The following is an 18,697-nucleotide window of genomic DNA, read 5'->3' as shown; positions in this document are numbered from 1 at the left end:
TCAGTGCGCACCCATTTCGCGGATGGTCTGCTTGAGGTTCTCGAAGTCGTACTCCGACAGGCCCACGTAGTCGAGCACCAGGTGCCCGACGGTGTTCCATTCGTGGTCCACGCTCTGGTTGCCCAGCACCCGGTACGAGCTGCAGATGTGCTCGGCCATCTTCAGGATGGCCAGCAGGTTCTTGAGCTGGGTATTGCGCGCCGAGTCGTCGCTGAACACCGCCAGGGCATTGTGGTGGTTGGCGATGGCGGCACTCACGTGCTCGGGCAGGCGCCACGACTTGGCCGTGTAGTAGCCGACCACGGCGTGGTTGGTGTTGAACGTGCGGTTCTCGGTGTCGACCACGCGCTTGTCGGGGCCGGCCTCGGCGTAGGCCTGCTCCAGGGTATGCATGTAGTCGGGGAAGCGCTTGTGCATCAGCGGCACGCCGCAATCGTGGAACAGCCCCAGGGCATAGGCTTCGTCCACCGCCTGCGAGCCAATGCGCTTGGCCAGGGTCAGGCAGGTCATGGCCACGTCCTGGGCGGTGTCCCAGAAGCGGTTGAGGGTGACGATGGTGTCGTCGCTCATCTCGCCCTTGATCGACTGCGCGTTGATCAGGTTGATGATCGAGCGGCTGCCCAGCAGGTTCACCGCGCGCTGGATCGAGGCGATCTTGTTGGTCAGCCCGTAGTACGGCGAATTGACCAGCTTGAGCAGTGCGCCGGAAAGGCCCGGGTCCTGGGAGATCAGCTTGGCGATGGTCTCCAGGTCCGGGTCGGGCATGTACTGCTCGAACTGCAGGTCGACCATGATCTGCGGCTGGGGCGGTACGCTGATGCCCTGCAGGGCTTGCTGGATCTGTTCGGCGGTAAGTTCCTGGGACATAGATACACACTCGGGGCTGAAGGGCGATTCTAACCCTGCAGGCGGGCCGGGAAACACCCGTTGATGGATTCAGAAGGAACTTTGCCTGCCCCAGGGCTGCCTGCTTACTACAGGTTCAACTCAACAGGAGCATGCAGATGACGACCCAACTGAACGGCAAGCGCGTGGCCATGCTGGTCACCGACGGCTTCGAGCAGGTAGAACTCACCGGGCCCAAGCAGGCCCTCGAGCAAAGCGGCGTGCGCGTCGACATCCTCTCGGCCAAACCGGGCACGGTCAAGGGCTGGAACCATGACAAGCCCGCCGACGACTTCACTGTGGACAACACCTTCGACAAGGCCGACGTCGCGGTCTACGACGCCATCGTGCTGCCCGGCGGCGTGCAGAACTCCGACACCATACGCATCGACCCCGGCGCCCAGAAGCTGGTCAAGGCCCACGACGCCAGCGGCAAGCCCCTGGCGGTGATCTGCCATGGCGCCTGGCTGCTGGTGTCGAGCCAGTTGGTCAAGGGCCGCAAGATGACCAGCTACAAGACCGTGCGCGACGACATCACCAATGCCGGCGGGCAGTGGCAGGATCAGGCCGTGGTCATCGACCGCAACCTGATCAGCAGCCGCCAGCCCGACGATATTCCCGCCTTCAACACCCAGCTGCTGCGCGCTTTGGGCGCCTGATCGGCTATTTGTCGCCGGCCGAGCCGCGTGCCCGGCCGACGCGCTATACTCCCGCTCTTTTTTCCGGAGCGACGTCATGTCCCTGCCCAGCCTTCGCCTCAAAGCCAACGCCGACCGCCGCCTGCGCGCCGGCCATCTGTGGGTGTACAGCAACGAAATCGACGTCGCCGCGACCCCGCTGCATGGCTTCAAGGCCGGCGACCAGGCGGTGCTCGAAGGTGCCGGCGGCAAGCCGCTGGGCATCGTCGCCATGAGCCCCAACAACCTGATCTGCGCGCGCCTGCTGTCGCGCGACGCCAAGCTGGCCCTGGACAAGTCGCTGCTGGTGCACCGCATCAACGTGGCCCTGTCGCTGCGCGAGCGCCTGTTCGACAAGCCGTTCTACCGCCTGGTGTACGGCGACTCGGACCTGCTGCCGGGCCTTGTGGTCGACCGTTTCGGCGACATCCTGGTGGTACAGCTGGCCTCGGCCACCATGGAACAGCACAAGGACGACGTGATCGCCGCCCTGGTGCAGGTGCTCAAACCCACCGGCATCCTGTTCAAGAACGACTCGGCGGCGCGTGATGCCGAAGGCCTGAACCGCTACGTCGAAACCGTGTTCGGCCTGGTGCCGGAGTGGGTGGCGCTGGAAGAGAACGGCGTCAAATTCGAAGCGCCGGTGATGGAAGGCCAGAAGACCGGCTGGTTCTACGACCACCGCATGAACCGCGCACGCCTGGCACCCTACGTCAAAGGCAAGCGCGTGCTCGACCTGTTCAGCTACATCGGTGGCTGGGGCGTGCAGGCCGGTGCGTTCGGCGCCAGCGAAGTGTTCTGTGTGGATGCCTCGGGCTTTGCCCTGGATGGCGTGGAGCGCAATGCGGCGCTCAACGGCATTGCCGAGAAGGTCACCTGCGTGGAAGGCGATGTGTTCGAGGCGCTGCGCGAGCTCAAGGCCGCTGAAGAGCGTTTCGACGTGATCGTGGCCGACCCGCCCGCGTTCATCAAGCGCAAGAAGGACCTGAAGAACGGCGAAGGCGCCTACCGCCGCCTGAACGAGCAGGCCATGCGCCTGCTGAGCAAGGACGGCATTCTGGTCAGCGCCTCGTGCTCGATGCACCTGCCCGAAGACGACCTGCAGAACATCCTGCTGACCAGCGCCCGCCACCTGGACCGCAACATGCAGCTGCTCGAACGCGGCGGCCAGGGCCCGGACCACCCGGTGCACCCGGCGATCCCGGAAACGCGCTACATCAAGAGCATCACCTGCCGGCTGCTGCCCAACAGCTGATCGCGCTGAATGAAAATCCCGGCCAGGTGCCGGGATTTTTTTTGCCTGTAACGGCCTTTCGCCGGCAAGGCCGGCTCCTGCAGGCAGGTGCACTCAATCGCGCTGCGGGTAAGGCATCATTCCCAGTTCTCGCCCGTCGATCACCAGGGTCTTGTAGCGCGGTTTCGCCAGCTTGAGCGTGCCCGCCCGAATCTGCTCGATCAGTGCGCGCCCCGTGCCGATCCCGTCCACCCGCGCATAATCACGCCAGAAGCCCTCGTGACGCGCATATACGAACGCCGACGTCGAGTACTCGTGCTTGGGAACCACCAGCACTTCGTTGACCCCATCGTCATCCAGGTCCACCTGCCAGGCAGCACACCCCGAACTGCCGCATTGGCTCTCGATCAGGGTCAGGTTGAGCATCTGCGCACTGTCCTCCGGCGCAGGCCCGATCCATTCCAGCTTGGGTCCGTACTCACGCGGCGACATGCTCACCGGTTCGGCCTCCAGCAGTCGATCGGCCAGCAGCTCGCGGCTTGGCGCATCCAGGATCTGCCCCTCCTTGACCAGGCGCGACAACCGCTCGAACTGCTCGATCCCCGGCTTGCCGAGCCGGTAGCGCAATGCGCGCGCATCGAACGCATCCGCCGAGGTGCGCCCGCTCAACAGCCGCTCCATCTGGTTGGTGGCGCTGTAGGTCAACGGGTTGAGCACCGGCGTGAACACCAGCATCAGCACCACGAAACTCAGCAGCGCGATCAACGGGTTGCTGCGCCGCAAGCTGCCCAGCCACACCGCCTGGCGCGGGCGAATGGCCCACAGCGCGGCCAGGCTGTGCACCAGCGCGATGCCGATCAGCAGCATCGCCAGAAAGCGCTGCGGGGTCAGGCCGTACTGGTCGATGCGCAGCCAGCTCGAGTAGCACGCCAGCGCCATCAGCAGCGGCAGGCACACAAGGCTGGCGTTCACCAGCAGCTTCAGGGGCCTGGCATAACCGGCATCGTGCTCGCCGTCCTGGAACACGCCGTTGAGCAGAAACAGCGTACTGCCCACCAGGCACAGCAGGATGCTGGTGGAGTAACCGGTGTTGAAGATCGGCGCGACCCCGGTCACCGCCAGCGCCAGAGTGAACACCACCGCAATCAGCGAACACAGCGGCAGCAGGTAGCGGCACACAGTGAGCAGCACATTGCGCAGCAGGCCGATGGCCTTGTCGTTCTGGCGCCCCATGCGGATGCCCAGCGAGAAGAAGATCGGCAGGCACACGCAGATGAATTCGAGCGAGGCGAAGATATCGCTGAGCACCGGCGCGCCCAGAATCGTGAACAGCCGCCCGCACAGCCACAGCAGCAACCAGAACGCCAGGGTCACCAGCAGCGCCAGCAGCACGATGAAGGCATTGTTCCAGGCGTGCTGGTACAGGTCCTGATAGCGCAGGCGATTGCCGTCGCGGGTCGGCCAACTGAGGATGAACGCCGCGCCGATATAGGCCAGCACCAGCGAGGCCGGTATCCAGCGCATCCATAGCCAGCCGTCGGCCGATTGCGCATACAGCCAGGCGGACACGCTGGCCATCAGCAACGCCAGGCCGGCCACCAGCAGCCAGGTGCCGCGCTGACGCACCGCGCCGCCCAGCAGTTGCAGATTGATGCCGCCCACCAGGGCCAGCGTGGCGCAGAACACCGCGAGCACAGGGTTGCGGTAATGGATGAAGGTGAGCAGCAGCGCCCCCTGTACCAGGGCGATGGCGAGGTAATACAGCACGGAGCGGTTTAGCACGGGCATTCCAAGTCCTTTTGCGAGGGGTGATGCACAAGGCGCGCAGTCTAGGGCCAGGCGACCCCGCACGGCTAGAGCATGTCGACTTCATTGCAGTGCCGCACAGGCCCCATGCAGCCATGCACATATATCGATAAAAATCCAGGCCAATAATCCATAAGGGCAAATTTTTCATTGATCCAGGCGACATAAGCAGATAAAAATCGACTCAATCAAAATAAAAACAATGCAGGTTCGACCCATGTCCTCTATCGACCGCTCTCATCCTGGCACTTCAGATACCGCTCGACTGCGCCGCGTGCTGGGGCTGCCCGCCCTGGTGTTCTTCGGCCTGGTGTACATGGTGCCGCTGACCATCTTCACCACCTACGGCATCGTCACCGAGCTCACCGGTGGCCGCACCGCAGGCGCCTACCTGGTGACCCTGCTGGCCATGCTGTTCACCGCGACGTCCTACAGCTTCATGGTCAAACGCTTCCCGGTGGCGGGCTCGGCCTACTCCTATACCCACCTGGCGTTCGGCCCCAACATCGGCTTTCTGGCCGGTTGGTCGCTGCTGCTCGACTACCTGTTCATCCCGATGATCAACTACCTGCTGATCGGGCTGTTCCTCAACATCGCCTTCCCGGCCCTGCCGGTTTGGGGCATCATCGTCGCCGCCATCGCCCTGGTGACCGTGCTCAACGTGATCGGCATCCATTCGGTGGCCAAGGCCAGCAACCTGATCGTGGGCGCGCAGATCATCTTCATCGGCGTGTTCGCCGCACTGTCGATCAAGAGCCTGCACGGCGCGCCCATCGACCTGCTGTCGCCCCTGCTCGGTGACGGCACCCGGCCCGGGTTCAGCCACCTGATGACCGGGGCAGCGGTACTGTGCCTGTCCTTCCTGGGCTTCGACGCGGTATCGACCCTTGCCGAGGAAACCCGCGACCCGCAACGCGATGTGCCGCGCGCCATCCTGCTCACCACCCTGGGCGCCGGGCTGCTGTTCACCGTGCTGGCCTACGTCAGCCAGCTGGTACTGCCGGGCAGCCACTTCGCCAACGTCGATGCGGCAGCCAATGAAGTGATGTTCAAGGCCGGCGGGCAGTTCCTCGCCAACTTCTTCACCGCGGCCTTCGTGGCCGGCAGCCTGGGTTCGGCACTGGCCTCGCAGGCTGCGGTGTCGCGCATCCTGTACACCATGGGCCGCGACCAGGTGCTGCCACGGCGCTGGTTCGGGCGCCTTTCGCCACGCTTCGGCACCCCGGTGTTCGCCACCCTGGTGGTATCGGTGTTCTCCCTGCTGGCACTGGTGATCGACCTGACCACCCTGGCCTCGCTGATCAGCTTTGGCGCGCTGGTGGCGTTCTCGGCGGTGAACCTGGCGGTGGTGCGCACGCACCTGGTCGATCAAGCCTGCCACCGCAACCTCTCGGGGCTGCTGCGTTACGGCGTGGTGCCGCTGGTGGGCATGAGCCTCACGCTGTGGCTGTGGACCAGCCTGTCGGCACTGACCCTGACCATCGGCATGACCTGGTTCACCCTCGGCCTGGTGTACCTGGGCGTGCTGACCGGCGGCTTTCGCAAGCGCGTGAAGCTGGTGCACTTCTCCGAGGCCGGCTGAACGCCATGGCGGTTGGGCGGCCCGCGCGCAGCGAAAACGCCCAACCGCCCAATGCGCCATTCCTTCCCGCCGCCAGCGGTGTAGAATCGGCCTATTCATCGCCAGTCATCCCCGGCGGGTTTATGAGCTCTGGTCGAGCCCTCGGCGATCCCGTGGTGTTTTCGGCCTCATCCGTACCAGCGGCCACCTGCCTTCGGTGCAAAGGACAAGAGAAGCTCACTCCCCTTTTTGTTACCTGATTAGCCGCCAGGAGTGCTTCATGCCTGATTACCGCTCGAAAACGTCCACCCACGGTCGCAACATGGCCGGCGCACGCGCCCTGTGGCGCGCCACCGGCATGAAAGATGCCGACTTCAAGAAGCCGATCATCGCCATCGCCAACTCCTTCACCCAGTTCGTCCCGGGCCACGTGCACCTGAAGGACCTGGGCCAGCTGGTGGCCCGCGAGATCGAGCGCGCCGGTGGCGTGGCCAAGGAATTCAACACCATCGCCGTGGATGACGGCATCGCCATGGGCCACGACGGCATGCTGTACTCGCTGCCCAGTCGCGAGATCATCGCCGACTCGGTCGAGTACATGGTCAACGCCCACTGCGCCGACGCCATCGTGTGCATCTCCAACTGCGACAAGATCACCCCCGGCATGCTGATGGCCGCCCTGCGCCTGAACATCCCGGTGATCTTCGTGTCCGGCGGCCCGATGGAAGCCGGCAAGACCAAGCTGGCCAGCCACGGCCTGGACCTGGTCGACGCCATGGTGATTGCCGCCGACAGCTCGGCCAGTGACGAAAAGGTCGCCGAATACGAGCGCAGCGCCTGCCCTACCTGCGGTTCGTGCTCCGGCATGTTCACCGCCAACTCCATGAACTGCCTGACCGAAGCCCTGGGCCTGGCCCTGCCGGGCAACGGTTCGACCCTGGCCACCCACAGCGACCGCGAAGAGCTGTTCCTCAAGGCCGGCCGCACCATCGTCGAACTGTGCCAGCGCTACTACGGCGAGAACGACGAGTCGGTACTGCCGCGCAACATCGCCAACTTCAAGGCGTTCGAGAACGCCATGATGCTCGACATCGCCATGGGCGGCTCGACCAACACCATCCTGCACCTGCTGGCCGCCGCCCAGGAAGCCGAGATCGACTTCGACCTGCGCGACATCGACCGGTTGTCGCGCAGCGTGCCGCAGCTGTGCAAGGTGGCGCCGAACATCCAGAAGTACCACATGGAAGACGTGCACCGCGCCGGCGGCATCTTCAGCATCCTCGGTTCGCTGGCCCGTGGCGGCCTGCTGCACACCGACCTGCCGACCGTGCACAGCCGCAGCATGGAAGAAGCCATCGCCAAGTGGGACATCACCCAGACCGACGACGAAGCGGTGCACCACTTCTTCAAGGCCGGCCCGGCCGGCATCCCGACCCAGACCGCGTTCAGCCAGTCGACCCGTTGGGAAACCCTGGATGACGACCGCGAGAACGGCTGCATCCGCAGCTTCGAGCACGCCTACTCCAAGGAAGGCGGCCTGGCCGTGCTGTACGGCAACATCGCGCTGGATGGCTGCGTGGTGAAGACCGCAGGCGTCGACGAGTCGATCCATGTGTTCGAAGGCAACGCCAAGATCTTCGAAAGCCAGGACAGCGCGGTACGCGGCATTCTGGCCGACGAAGTGCAGGCCGGCGACATCGTGATCATCCGCTACGAGGGACCAAAAGGCGGCCCGGGCATGCAGGAGATGCTGTACCCGACGTCGTACCTGAAGTCCAAGGGCCTGGGCAAAGCCTGTGCGCTGCTGACCGACGGGCGCTTCTCGGGCGGCACCTCGGGCCTGTCCATCGGTCATGCTTCGCCGGAAGCGGCAGCAGGCGGCGCGATTGGCCTGGTGCGCGACGGCGACAAGGTGCTGATCGACATTCCCAACCGTTCGATCAACCTGCTGGTCAGCGATGAAGAGCTGGCGGCGCGGCGTGTCGAGCAGGACAAGAAGGGCTGGAAGCCGGTCGAGCAGCGTCCGCGCAAGGTGACCACCGCACTCAAGGCCTACGCCCTGCTCGCCACCAGTGCCGACAAGGGCGCGGTGCGCAACAAGGCCATGCTGGACGGTCTGTAAGGTCTGGCAAAGTAAAGAACCGGCGCCCAGGCGCCGGTTTTTTTTGCCTGCGGTGCGGTGTTCGCCGGCAACGCCGGCTCCTACAGACGCCGTGGCCCCCGTAGGAGCCGGCGTTGCCGGCGAAGAGGCCGGTACAGAGGGCGGCAACATCTGCCCCTTACACCCCAGCCCCGCATCTGTTTTCGTCCGTCTTTGCTTGCCGAGGAATATGGTTATTCCAAAACCATCTATCTAAATTCCATTTAGATCTAATTTCGTTGTTTTTCAGGCTGTTAGCATTTCTGTTCGCAATCGCGCACAGACGCGACGCCCCGCCCTTTGTCTGGAGCTTCAATGAACCTGCCGCTGTTTCTCAACCTGCTGGTGTTCGCAGCCTTGCTGCTGGGCCTGGCGCAAACCAGCAAGACCTCCTGGAGCCTGGCCAAGAAAGTGCTGGTCGGCCTGATCGTCGGCGTGCTGTTCGGCAGTGCCCTGCATGCCATCTACGGTGCCGGCAGCCCGGTCCTGAAAAGCACCATCAGTTGGCTCGACCTGGTCGGCAACGGCTATGTGGGCCTGCTGCAGATGATCGTCATGCCGCTGATCTTCGTCTCGATCCTCAGCGCCGTGGCACGCCTGCACAACGCCTCGTCGCTGGGCAAGATCAGTTTCCTGACCATCGGCACCCTGCTGTTCACCACGGCCATCGCCGCGTTGATCGGCATCGGCCTGACCAACCTGTTCGGCCTCAGCGCCGAAGGCCTGGTGGCCGGCGTGCAGGAAACCGCGCGCATGCAGACCATCCAGAGTGACTACGCGGGCAAGGTTGCCGACCTCAACATCCCGCAACTGCTGCTGTCGTTCATCCCCACCAACCCGGTGGGCGACCTGGCCCGGGCCAAGCCGACCTCGATCATCAGCGTGGTGATCTTCGCCGCGTTCCTCGGTGTGGCCGCCTTGCAACTGCTCAAGGACGACGCCGACAAGGGCAACCGTGCGCTGGTGGCCATCGACACCCTGCAGGCCTGGGTGATGCGCCTGGTACGCCTGGTGATGAAGCTCACCCCGTATGGCGTGCTGGCGCTGATGACCAAGGTGGTGGCCAGCTCGAACCTGGACGACATTCTCAAGCTGGGCAGTTTCGTGGTGGTGTCGTACATCGGCCTGGGCCTGATGTTCTTGGTGCACGGTGTGCTGCTGGGCCTGGGCGGGGTCAACCCGCTGCGGTTTTTCCGCAAGGTATGGCCGGTGCTGACCTTTGCCTTCACCAGCCGCTCCAGTGCGGCGAGCATTCCGCTGAGCATCGAGGCGCAGACCCGTCGCCTGGGCATCCCTCAGGCGATTGCCAGCTTTGCCGCCTCGTTCGGCGCGACCATCGGCCAGAACGGTTGCGCAGGCCTGTACCCGGCGATGCTGGCGGTGATGGTGGCCCCGGCGGTGGGCATCGACCCGCTCGACCCGCTGTGGATCGCCACGCTGGTGGCCATCGTGACCCTGAGTTCGGCCGGGGTGGCCGGGGTGGGTGGCGGTGCGACCTTCGCCGCGCTGATCGTGCTGCCGGCGATGGGCCTGCCGGTGGAGCTGGTGGCGCTGCTGATCTCGGTCGAGCCGCTGATCGACATGGGCCGCACGGCACTGAACGTGAGTGGTGCGATGGTGGCCGGTACCCTGACCAGCCAGGCCATGGGGCAGACCGACAAGGTGCTGCTGGAGGCCGATGAGCATGCGCAGTTGACGCATAGCTGAAGCCCCTTCGCCAGCAAGGCCGGCTCCTACAGCAATCGTGTAGGAGCCGGCCTTGCCGGCGAATGCATCAACGCCGCTCCCACACCTCGAAGTGATAAGCCGGCTTGTCCCCTTCAGCCGCATTGGCCTGGGTCGATTTCATCGCCCACTGCTGTGCATCCACCTCGGGGAACCACGCATCCCCCACCGGGCTGAGCTCGACCCGCGTCAGGTACAGCCGATCCGCCAGCCCGCGTTCCAGCGCCTGCCCGTACAGCTGCGCACCGCCGATCAGCATCAGCTCGTTCACACCGTGCTCCAGCGCCCACTGCTCGGCCCGCACGATGGCCTCATCCAGCGAGCCGAACACCTCGGCGCCCTCCAGCACCAGGCCCGGCTGACGGCTGACCACCAGGTTCAGACGCCCCGGCAACGGGCGCCCCAGCGAATCCCAGGTCTTGCGACCCATGATGATCGGCTTGCCCAGGGTAGTGGACTTGAAGAATTTGAAATCACCTGGCAGATGCCAAGGCATACGGTTGTGGATGCCAATGACGTTGTTCTCGGCGACGGCCGCTATCAGGCATAGAGGTAGTGATGTTTTCATGCGCGGGAGGATAGCAAAGCTCGCCAACCGATGCGTGAGTTATGCTTCGAATCATCTGACCAATGGAAGCTGGGTGTGACTGGACTGACTGACCTGGACAAACGCTGGCTCACCGAAGCCGTGCGCCTGCGTGAAGAACATGCCGGCGCGCTGGAAGACCAGGAAGCCAACCGCCGTGCGCGCCAGCAAGGCGGCGACCTGGCTGCACGCATCGAACACCGCGCCCTGTGGCTGGCCGAACGCGACGGCCTGCGCGCCGCGCTGGGGCGCTGGAAAGCCGGGGCGCGCCTGGCGCTGCTGGCCCTGCTGCTGCTCGCCGTGCTCAGCGGCGCCGGCCTGGCCTTCGCCGGGCTGGGCGACGGCCAGCGCCCGGTCAACGTGTTCTGGGCGCTGGGCAGCCTGCTGGGGCTTAACCTGCTGATGCTGCTGAGCTGGACTCTGGGCTTTGCCCTGGCCGGCGACCATGGCGCCAGCCTGGGGCGGCTGTGGCTATGGCTGAGCGAAAAGTTCGCCCGCGATGCCAAGGCCGCGCATCTGGCCCCAGCCCTGCTGGTACTGCTGCAACGCCAGCGCCTCAACCGCTGGCTGCTCGGCCTGCTGGTGCACGGCCTGTGGCTGCTGGCGCTGGCCAGCGCCCTGGTGGTGATGCTGATGCTGCTGGCCACCCGGCGTTATGGCTTTGTGTGGGAAACCACCATCCTCGACCCCGACACCTTTGTCGGCCTGACCCAGGCCCTCGGCACCCTGCCCGCGCTGCTGGGCTTCAGCGTGCCGGACGCGGCCATGATCCGCGCCAGCGGCGCCAGCCAACCGGCGCTGGAGCTGGCACGCCAGTCGTGGGCCGGCTGGATGCTCGGCGTGCTGGTGGTGTACGGCCTGCTGCCGCGGCTGGTGCTCGCGGCCCTGTGCCTGTGGCGCTGGCACAGCGGGCGCCGGCGCCTGGGCCTGGACCTCAACCTGCCCGGCTACAGCGCCCTGCGCGACGTGCTGATGCCCAGCAGCGAACGCCTGGGGGTCAACGACCCTGCCCCGCAGGCCTTGCCCGAAATCACCCGCAGCGAAGGCGACGCACCGGCCGAGGGCGCCTTGCTGGTGGGCCTGGAGCTCGACGACCAGCGCCCCTGGCCGCCCGCTCTGCCAGCCTCGGTGACCAACGCCGGTATCCTCGACAGCCGCGAATCACGCAACAGGCTGCTCGAACAGCTGAGCCGCTTCCCGCCCGCGCGCCTGGCCATCGCCTGCGACCCGCGCCGCTCGCCCGACCGGGGCAGCCTGGCGCTGCTGGCCGAGCTTGCGCGCAGCGCCGGGGCCACGCGCATCTGGCTGTTGCAGGCACCACCCGGCCAGGCACTGGACGCCGACCGCCTGGGCGACTGGCACCAGGCGCTGGAGCAACTGGGCCTGGCGTACGCCGACAGTGCCCCCCTCAACTGGCTGGAGCATGGCCATGACTAAGCCGTTGAAACTGGCCGTGGTCGGCCACACCAACGTCGGCAAGACCTCGCTGCTGCGCACGCTCACCCGCGACGTGGGTTTCGGCGAAGTCTCGCACCGCCCCAGCACCACCCGGCATGTGGAAGGCGCACGGCTGTCGGTGGAGGGCGAGCCGCTGCTGGAGCTGTACGACACCCCGGGCCTGGAGGATGCCATCGCGCTGCTCGATTACCTGGAGCGTCTCGATCGGCCCGGTGAGCGGCTGGACGGCCCGGCGCGGGTCGAGCGTTTTCTGCAAGGCAACGAGGCGCGCCAGCGCTTCGAGCAGGAGGCCAAGGTGTTGCGCCAGCTGCTGGCCAGTGATGCCGGGCTGTACGTGATCGACGCCCGCGAGCCGGTGCTGGCCAAGTACCGCGATGAACTGGAAGTGTTGGCCGGTTGCGGCAAACCGCTGCTGCCGGTGCTCAACTTCGTGGCCAGCAACGAGCATCGCGAGCCGGACTGGCGCGAGGCCCTGGCACGCCTGGGGCTGCACGCACTGGTGCGCTTCGACAGCGTGGCCCCGCCGCAGGATGGCGAGCAGCGCCTGTACGAAAGCCTGGCCTTGCTGCTGGAGAATGCGCGCCCGGCCTTGCAGCGCCTTATCGATGACCTGCAGGCCCAGCGTGTAGCACGCCAGCACAGCGCCAAGCGCCTGATTGCCGAACTGCTGCTCGATTGCGCGGCGTGCCGGCGTAGCGTGATCGCCAGGCCGGAGGCCGAGGCAGCGGCGATCAGCGAGCTGCATCAGGTGATTCGCCAGCGTGAACAACGCTGCGTCGAGGCGCTGCTCAAGCTGTATGCGTTTCGCAAGGACGACGCCAACACCGGCGAGCTACCGCTGCTGGACGGGCGCTGGGGCGATGACCTGTTCAACCCCGAGACCCTGAAATTGCTGGGCGTGCGCCTGGGCAGCGGGGTTGCCGCGGGCGCGGCGGCCGGTGCCGGGGTCGACCTGCTGGTCGGCGGCATCACCCTGGGGGCGGCCGCACTGGCCGGGGCGATTGCCGGGGGTGCGCTGCAGACGGCACGCAGTTACGGTTCGCGGCTGATGGGCAAGCTGAAGGGCCAGCATGAACTGACGGTGGACGACGGGGTGCTGCGCTTGCTGGCGTTGCGTCAGCGTCAGTTGCTGGCGGCGCTGGAGGGGCGCGGGCATGCGGCGACAGCTCGCATCAAGCTGACGTTGCCCAGCGACAAGGGCTGGCGCGAGGGCAAGTTGCCGGAGGCGCTGAGCAAGGCGCGGGCGCACCCGCAGTGGTCGTCGATGAACCCAGGGGCCAAGCTCGGGCAGGCGGAGCGGCAGGAGCAGATCGACAGTCTTGTGCAGGAGCTTTAAGGCCAATCGCGGGTCAAGCCCGCTCCCACAGAGAGTGTGCGATCCCTGTGGGAGCGGGCTTGACCCGCGATGGCGGTCTCAGATCAGACGTGCAATATGCCCCTCCGCCAACGCCGGCCCCACGCTCATCCCCACCCCGCTGTGCATCAGCGCCGCACTCACCCCCGGCGCTACCGCCAGCAGCGAAAACGGCCCCGGCCCACCCGAGCCGTACACCCCCTGCCAGCGCTCCAGCACCTCGATGCGCCCACCCAGCGTCTGCTCGGCCAGCTCGATCATCCAGTTGTCCACCTGCTCGGCATTGAACGGCGATGCATCGCTGCCATAGGCATGCGAATCGCCGATGATCAGCTCGCCATGGGGCGTCGGGCTGATCAACAGGTGAATGCCGTTTTCCAGCAGGTGCGGGCTGCCGGCCTGCACCTCGGCGCGCAGGGCCTGCGCCTGCGGCAGGTCGGCATACGCCCCGTAATGCAGGCAGCTCAACCCGGTCAGCAGCGAATGCTGCAGGTCCAGGCCGAAGCATGGCCGGGCGCGCAGCATCTGCAGGCGACATACCTGCGGCTGCAACTGCGCCATCGGCTCGGCGAGCAGCGTCTGGTAGTCGTGCCCGCTGCACACCACGATGTGCTCGCCGCTGAAGCGACCGGCGGTGGTGGTCAGAAACCCCGGCTCCACCTCGCGCACCAGCGTGGAAAAGTGGAACTCGACGCCCAGTTGCTCGCGCAGGTAGTTGACCAGCGCAGGGATGGCCTCGCGCGAGTACACCTGCTGATCGTCCAGCCCACGCAGGGCGGCGCGATGATGGCGGAACTGGCCGTCGTACAGCGCATCGAGCGCGGCGCCCTGCAGCAGTTCGACCGGGTAGCCGTGCTCGAGTGCACGCCCGTTGCAGAAGGCTTCGAGCAGGTCTTGCTCCAGCGCGGTGCGGGCCAGCAGCAGCGAGCCGTTGCGCTTGAGCGCAAAGCCGGCGTGCTCGGCCCAGTGGGCCCAGATGCCGCGGCTGGCCTTGGCCAGTTCGAGCATCTGGCCGGGTGGCTGGCCGCTGACCAGGGCCTGGCCGAAGTTGCGAATGGAGGCGCCCAGCGGGGTGGCGCTGCGTTCGAACACCTTGACCCGCAGGCCGCGCCGGGCTGCGGCGTAGGCGTGGGACAGACCGAGGATGCCGGCGCCGACGATGAGAAAATCTGACATGGGGGTTCCCTTCAGGATTGTGGTGCGGGCCATCGCGGGTCAAGCCCGCTCCCACAAGGACGGCGATGATCCCTGTGGGAGCGGGCTTGACCCGCGATGAATGCGAAGCGGATTTACTGCTGCGCCACCTTCTCCGACTTGCCGTCATAGCGCTTGCGCCACTCGGCCAGGATGCTGTCGCGGTTCTTCGATGCCCAGCCGAAGTCGTTCTTGATCAGACGCTGCTCGTAATCGGCCGGCAACTCGGTCTGCGGCTTGGCAATGCCTGGCTGCGCCAGCACCGCGAAGTTCTCCTTGTACAGCTCCATCGCCGCCGGGCTCGCCGAGAAGTCGGCCAGGCGCTTGGCCGCGGCTTCATGCTGACTGCCCTTGATCAGCGCAGTGGCCTCGATCTCCCAGCCCAGGCCTTCCTTGGGCAACACGATATCCAGCGGCGCGCCCTGGCGCTTGAGCTGCACCGCCGGGTACTCGAACGAGATGCCGATCGGGAACTCTCCCGCCGCCGCCAGCTTGCACGGCTTGGAACCGGAGTGAACGTACTGGCCGATGTTCTGGTGCAGCTCGTCCATGTACTGCCAGCCCTGCTTCTCGCCGAAGGTCTGCAGCCATGCGCTCACATCCAGAAAACCGGTGCCGGACGAGGCCGGGTTGGGCATCACGATCTTGCCCTTGTACTCGGGCTTGGTCAGGTCCTGCCAGCTCACCGGCTTGCTCAGCCCCTGCTTCTCGGCCTCGATGGTGTTGAAGCAGATGGTCGCCGCCCACACGTCCATGCCCACCCACGCCGGCGGGTTGGCCGCATCGCGGTAGTTGGCGCCGATCTTGCCCAGGTCCTTGGGGGCATAGGTCTGCAGCATGCCCTGCTGGTCGAGGATCGCCAGGCTCGACGCCGCCAGGCCCCACACCGCGTCGGCCTGCGGGCGATCCTTCTCGGCCAGCAGCTTGGCGGTGATGATGCCGGTGGAGTCACGCACCCACTTGATCTCGATATCCGGGTTGGCCTTCTCGAAGGCCTGCTTGTAGGTCTTGAGCTGTTCGGCCTCCAGCGCGGTGTACACGGTGAGCTGGGTGTCGGCGGCCTGGGCCTGCACGGTCACGGCAGCGAGCACGGCAGCGGCAAGAGCAAGTGGCTTGAACATGGTGCGGTTCCTTTGAGCAGTACAGGGTTGGAAGAGCAATCAGTGGCCCGGCGCGCGCTGGCGCCAGGCCTGGGAGCGTTTGAGCAGGCCACGCGAGGCCCACGCCAGCAGCAGTGACACGCCGGCGCTGGTCAGCAGGATCAGGGTGGACATGGCGGCGGCACCGCCGACGTTGCCGGCATCGTCCATGTTCAGTACCGCCACCGCGGCCAGGATGGTGTCGGGGCTGTAGAGGAAGATGGCCGCCGACACGGTGGTCATCGCCGAGACGAACAGGTAGCGGATGATGTCCAGCAGCGCTGGCAGGCAGATCGGCACGGTGACCCGCGCAAAGTGGCGGTACAGCGGGGCCTTGAGCGACAGCGCGGCGGCCTCGAACTCGCTGTCGAGCTGGCGCAGTGCAGTGGTGGCGGTCATCTGCGCGGTGGTCAGATAGTGCGCGATGGTGCACACCACCAGCAGCGTCATGCTGCCGTAGAACACATGCAGCGGGTTGCCCGGCAGGTTGAAGAAGAACACGTAGCCCAGCCCCAGCACCAACCCGGGCACGGCCATCGGCACGAAGCTGAGCAGGCGCAGCAGCAGGTTGAGACGGCCTCTGGTCTTCTCCATCAGGTAGGCGCCGCTGAAGATCACCGCGCTGCCGATCAGGGCGGTGCCCAGCGCCATGGTGATGCTGTTGCGGTAGGCCAGCCAGCCGCCGCCGGCGGTGTCGTCGAACTGGTAGTGCTTGAGCGACAGCGACAGGTTGTAGGGCCAGAACTTGACCAGCGAGGAGTACACCGCCATGCCCACCACCAGCAGCAGAATGGCGCACACCAGCAGCACGATGGCCAGGAAGCACGCATCTCGCCGGCGGCTGGGGGCCGGCTCGAACACCTGGGCGCGACCGCTCATGGCATCGCCCTGGCGCCGGCGCAGCCAGGCATCCACCGCAAAGCTGAGCAGCGCCGGCACCAGCAGCACCATGCCGATCAGTGCACCACGGCCGAACTGCTGCTGGCCCACCACCGCCTTGTAGGCTTCCAGCGCCAGCACCTGGTAGTCGCCACCCACTACTACCGGCACGCCGAAGTCGGTGATGGTGAGGGTGAACACCAGGCAGAACGCGGCGAACACGGCCTGGCGCGTGGCCGGCCAGGTGATGCTGGTGAACGCGCGGCGTGGCCCGGCGCCCATGCTGGAGGCCGCATCGAACAACCGTGCATCGGCCAGCGACAGTGCCGAGAGCAGGATCATCAGCGCATGCGGGAAGGTGTAGATGGCCTCGCCCAGCACGATGCCCCAGAAGCCATAGATATTGTCGCTGAGCAGCCCGCGCAGCAGGCCCTGGTTACCGAACAGGTACACCAGCGCGATGGCCGGCAGCATCGAAGGCGCCAGCAGCGGCAGCAGCGAGATCCCGCGCCAGATGCGCTTGCCCGGAATCAGCGTGCGTTGCAGCGCATAGGCGAACAGGTAGGCGGTGGGCACCACGATGGCCGCCACGCTCAGCGCGACGGTGAGGCTGTTGCCCAGCAGCCAGTGGAAGTTGGCGCTGGCGAACAGTTCGCGGGCCGCGACCAGCCCGCCGCCCTGCCCGGCATCGCTGCTGAAGCCGCGCCAGAAGATCGCCAGCAACGGCAGCAGCACCGCGACGGTCAGCAGGACCAGCAACAGCCATTTGCCGCCGGTCACGAACAGGCGATCACCCAGCGCGACGCCGCCGGTGGTCTTGGCCTTCGCAGGTGCGATCGGCAGGCTCATCGGCGCGCCCATGTCAGGCAAACACCTGCAGGCTGCGCGGCGGCAAGGCCACCCAGATATCCTGCGAGCCCAGGCGCGGCATCGATTCGGGTGCCACCTCGGCGGTGAGTGCGTGGCCAGGCAGTTGGTTGAACTCGAAACTCATGCGGCAGCGATTGCCAAGGAAGGTGATTTCCCGCACGCGGGCCGGGAACAGGTTTTCTTCATGCACCGGCGGGTTGACGCTGATCGCCTCGGGGCGGCAGAACAACCGGCCACTGTTGGCCGCGCCCGCACCGGGGGCCAGGCGCAGGCTCATGTCACCTACCTGGGCATGGCTGTCGCTGCGCTGCTGGAATGGCAGCCAGTTGCCCTGGCCGACGAACTCGGCCACGAACGGCGTGGCCGGCTTGTCGTAGATGGCCTGCGGGGTGTCGTACTGCTCGACCTGGCCGTTGTTCATCACCGCGATGCGGTCGGCCATGAGCATGGCCTCGTCCTGGTTGTGGGTGACCATCAGGGTGGTGATGCCAAGTTGGCGTTGCAACTGACGCAGCTCGCTGCACAGGTGGTCGCGCACGCGGGCATCGAGGGCCGACATGGGTTCGTCGAGCAGCAGCAAGGAGGGTGCCGGGGCGAGTGCGCGGGCCAGGGCCACACGTTGTTGCTGGCCGCCGGAGAGCTGGCCGGGGTACTTCTTCTCGCTGCCGCGCAGGCCGACCAGGTCGAGCATGTCGGCCACGCGCTGACGGGATTCGTCGCGGCTGCTGGCGGTCAGGCCGTAGGCGATGTTGGCTTCGACGGTGAGGTTGGGGAACAGCGCGTAGGACTGGAACAGAATGCCGTAGTCGCGGGCCTGGGGCGGCAGCTCGGAAATGTCGCGGTCACCGATGTAGAGGGTGCCGCGGTCCTGGCGTTCGAGCCCGGCGATGCAGCGCAGCAGGGTGGTCTTGCCGCAGCCGGAGGGGCCGAGCAGGCACACCAGTTCGCCGGCGGCGATGTCCAGGGACACGTCGTGCAGCGCGGTGAAGGCGCCGAAGCGTTTGTGGATGCCGCGCACTTTCATCTGTGCGCCGGGGGTTGCGAGTGCGTTGTTCATGCCGGGACCTCACTGAACGAGTGAGGGCCATGCTAGGCGGGCAATGCGAAGGTTCTGTGGCGGTGGGGCAAAAGCGGGTGATAGTGGTATAGGCAGATTTTGTAGGGCTGCTGCGCAGCCCATCGCGGGTCA

The 18,697-nt window shown here is 66.1% G+C and carries 14 protein-coding genes; 7 read left to right on the top strand and 7 right to left on the bottom strand.

Going from position 1 to position 18,697, the window contains the following annotated elements:
• On the bottom strand, nt 1-867 hold the full coding sequence (locus tag ACPRTJ_RS11710; protein ID WP_043859998.1) for an HDOD domain-containing protein: 867 nt from the start codon (nt 865-867) through the stop codon (nt 1-3).
• A gap of 137 nt (nt 868-1,004) precedes the next feature.
• Here ACPRTJ_RS11710 and ACPRTJ_RS11705 point away from each other — a divergent pair, with 137 nt between their 5' ends.
• Together ACPRTJ_RS11705 and ACPRTJ_RS11700 are read left to right on the top strand one after the other, a co-directional pair.
• Entirely contained in the window at nt 1,005-1,544 is a 540-nt protein-coding gene (locus ACPRTJ_RS11705) for a type 1 glutamine amidotransferase domain-containing protein (protein ID WP_043859999.1), read from the top strand.
• Between the two features lie 76 nt (nt 1,545-1,620).
• The gene (locus ACPRTJ_RS11700) at nt 1,621-2,817 is read left to right on the top strand and encodes a class I SAM-dependent rRNA methyltransferase (RefSeq protein ID WP_043860000.1); all 1,197 of its coding nucleotides are present in this window, start codon (nt 1,621-1,623) and stop codon (nt 2,815-2,817) included.
• 93 nt (nt 2,818-2,910) lie between these two features.
• Here the strand turns inward: ACPRTJ_RS11700 and ACPRTJ_RS11695 are convergent, their stop codons facing one another.
• Nucleotides 2,911-4,584 (bottom strand): DUF4153 domain-containing protein, encoded by a 1,674-nt coding sequence (locus ACPRTJ_RS11695; protein ID WP_426428890.1) that lies wholly within the window; start codon nt 4,582-4,584, stop codon nt 2,911-2,913.
• A 235-nt stretch (nt 4,585-4,819) separates the two neighbouring features.
• On the opposite strand from ACPRTJ_RS11695, the gene ACPRTJ_RS11690 reads away from it, so the two are divergent.
• The 3 genes from ACPRTJ_RS11690 to ACPRTJ_RS11680 all read left to right on the top strand — a co-directional run bounded on the left by ACPRTJ_RS11690 (nt 4,820) and on the right by ACPRTJ_RS11680 (nt 10,010).
• Nucleotides 4,820-6,184, top strand: coding sequence for an APC family permease (locus tag ACPRTJ_RS11690; protein ID WP_213606477.1), 1,365 nt, complete (start codon nt 4,820-4,822; stop codon nt 6,182-6,184).
• A 259-nt stretch (nt 6,185-6,443) separates the two neighbouring features.
• Entirely contained in the window at nt 6,444-8,285 is a 1,842-nt protein-coding gene (gene ilvD, locus ACPRTJ_RS11685; RefSeq protein WP_043860003.1) for a dihydroxy-acid dehydratase, read from the top strand.
• Nucleotides 8,286-8,618: 333 nt separating this feature from the next.
• On the top strand, nt 8,619-10,010 hold the full coding sequence (locus tag ACPRTJ_RS11680) for an L-cystine transporter (protein ID WP_043860004.1): 1,392 nt from the start codon (nt 8,619-8,621) through the stop codon (nt 10,008-10,010).
• A 67-nt stretch (nt 10,011-10,077) separates the two neighbouring features.
• On the opposite strand, the gene ACPRTJ_RS11675 is transcribed toward ACPRTJ_RS11680, so the two are convergent.
• Nucleotides 10,078-10,596, bottom strand: coding sequence for a dihydrofolate reductase (locus ACPRTJ_RS11675; RefSeq protein WP_236176460.1), 519 nt, complete (start codon nt 10,594-10,596; stop codon nt 10,078-10,080).
• A 75-nt stretch (nt 10,597-10,671) separates the two neighbouring features.
• On the opposite strand from ACPRTJ_RS11675, the gene ACPRTJ_RS11670 reads away from it, so the two are divergent.
• Both ACPRTJ_RS11670 and ACPRTJ_RS11665 read left to right on the top strand, forming a co-directional pair.
• Nucleotides 10,672-12,051, top strand: coding sequence for a DUF2868 domain-containing protein (locus ACPRTJ_RS11670; protein WP_043860006.1), 1,380 nt, complete (start codon nt 10,672-10,674; stop codon nt 12,049-12,051).
• Nucleotides 12,044-13,408 (top strand): DUF3482 domain-containing protein, encoded by a 1,365-nt coding sequence (locus ACPRTJ_RS11665; RefSeq protein WP_426428887.1) that lies wholly within the window; start codon nt 12,044-12,046, stop codon nt 13,406-13,408. The genes ACPRTJ_RS11670 and ACPRTJ_RS11665 overlap by 8 nt, the downstream gene beginning before the upstream one ends.
• A 78-nt stretch (nt 13,409-13,486) precedes the next feature.
• Here ACPRTJ_RS11665 and ACPRTJ_RS11660 read toward each other — a convergent pair whose 3' ends face one another.
• The 4 genes from ACPRTJ_RS11660 to ACPRTJ_RS11645 all read right to left on the bottom strand — a co-directional run bounded on the left by ACPRTJ_RS11660 (nt 13,487) and on the right by ACPRTJ_RS11645 (nt 18,565).
• The gene (locus tag ACPRTJ_RS11660) at nt 13,487-14,602 is read right to left on the bottom strand and encodes a TIGR03364 family FAD-dependent oxidoreductase (RefSeq protein WP_054915527.1); all 1,116 of its coding nucleotides are present in this window, start codon (nt 14,600-14,602) and stop codon (nt 13,487-13,489) included.
• A gap of 113 nt (nt 14,603-14,715) precedes the next feature.
• A complete protein-coding gene (locus ACPRTJ_RS11655; protein WP_426428885.1) occupies nt 14,716-15,741 on the bottom strand; it encodes a putative 2-aminoethylphosphonate ABC transporter substrate-binding protein in 1,026 nt (341 codons plus the stop codon).
• Nucleotides 15,742-15,780: 39 nt separating this feature from the next.
• Nucleotides 15,781-17,499, bottom strand: coding sequence for a putative 2-aminoethylphosphonate ABC transporter permease subunit (locus ACPRTJ_RS11650; RefSeq protein ID WP_043863458.1), 1,719 nt, complete (start codon nt 17,497-17,499; stop codon nt 15,781-15,783).
• A gap of 1 nt (nt 17,500) precedes the next feature.
• Nucleotides 17,501-18,565, bottom strand: coding sequence for a putative 2-aminoethylphosphonate ABC transporter ATP-binding protein (locus ACPRTJ_RS11645; RefSeq protein WP_426428882.1), 1,065 nt, complete (start codon nt 18,563-18,565; stop codon nt 17,501-17,503).
• Between the last annotated feature and the right edge of the window lie 132 nt (nt 18,566-18,697).

The organism is Pseudomonas palmensis (genome assembly GCF_049942755.1).
GTDB classification, from domain to species: Bacteria; Pseudomonadota; Gammaproteobacteria; order Pseudomonadales; family Pseudomonadaceae; genus Aquipseudomonas; species Aquipseudomonas palmensis.
The sequence above is the reverse complement of the archived record's forward strand: the minus strand, read 5'-3'. Positions and strand labels throughout refer to the sequence as shown.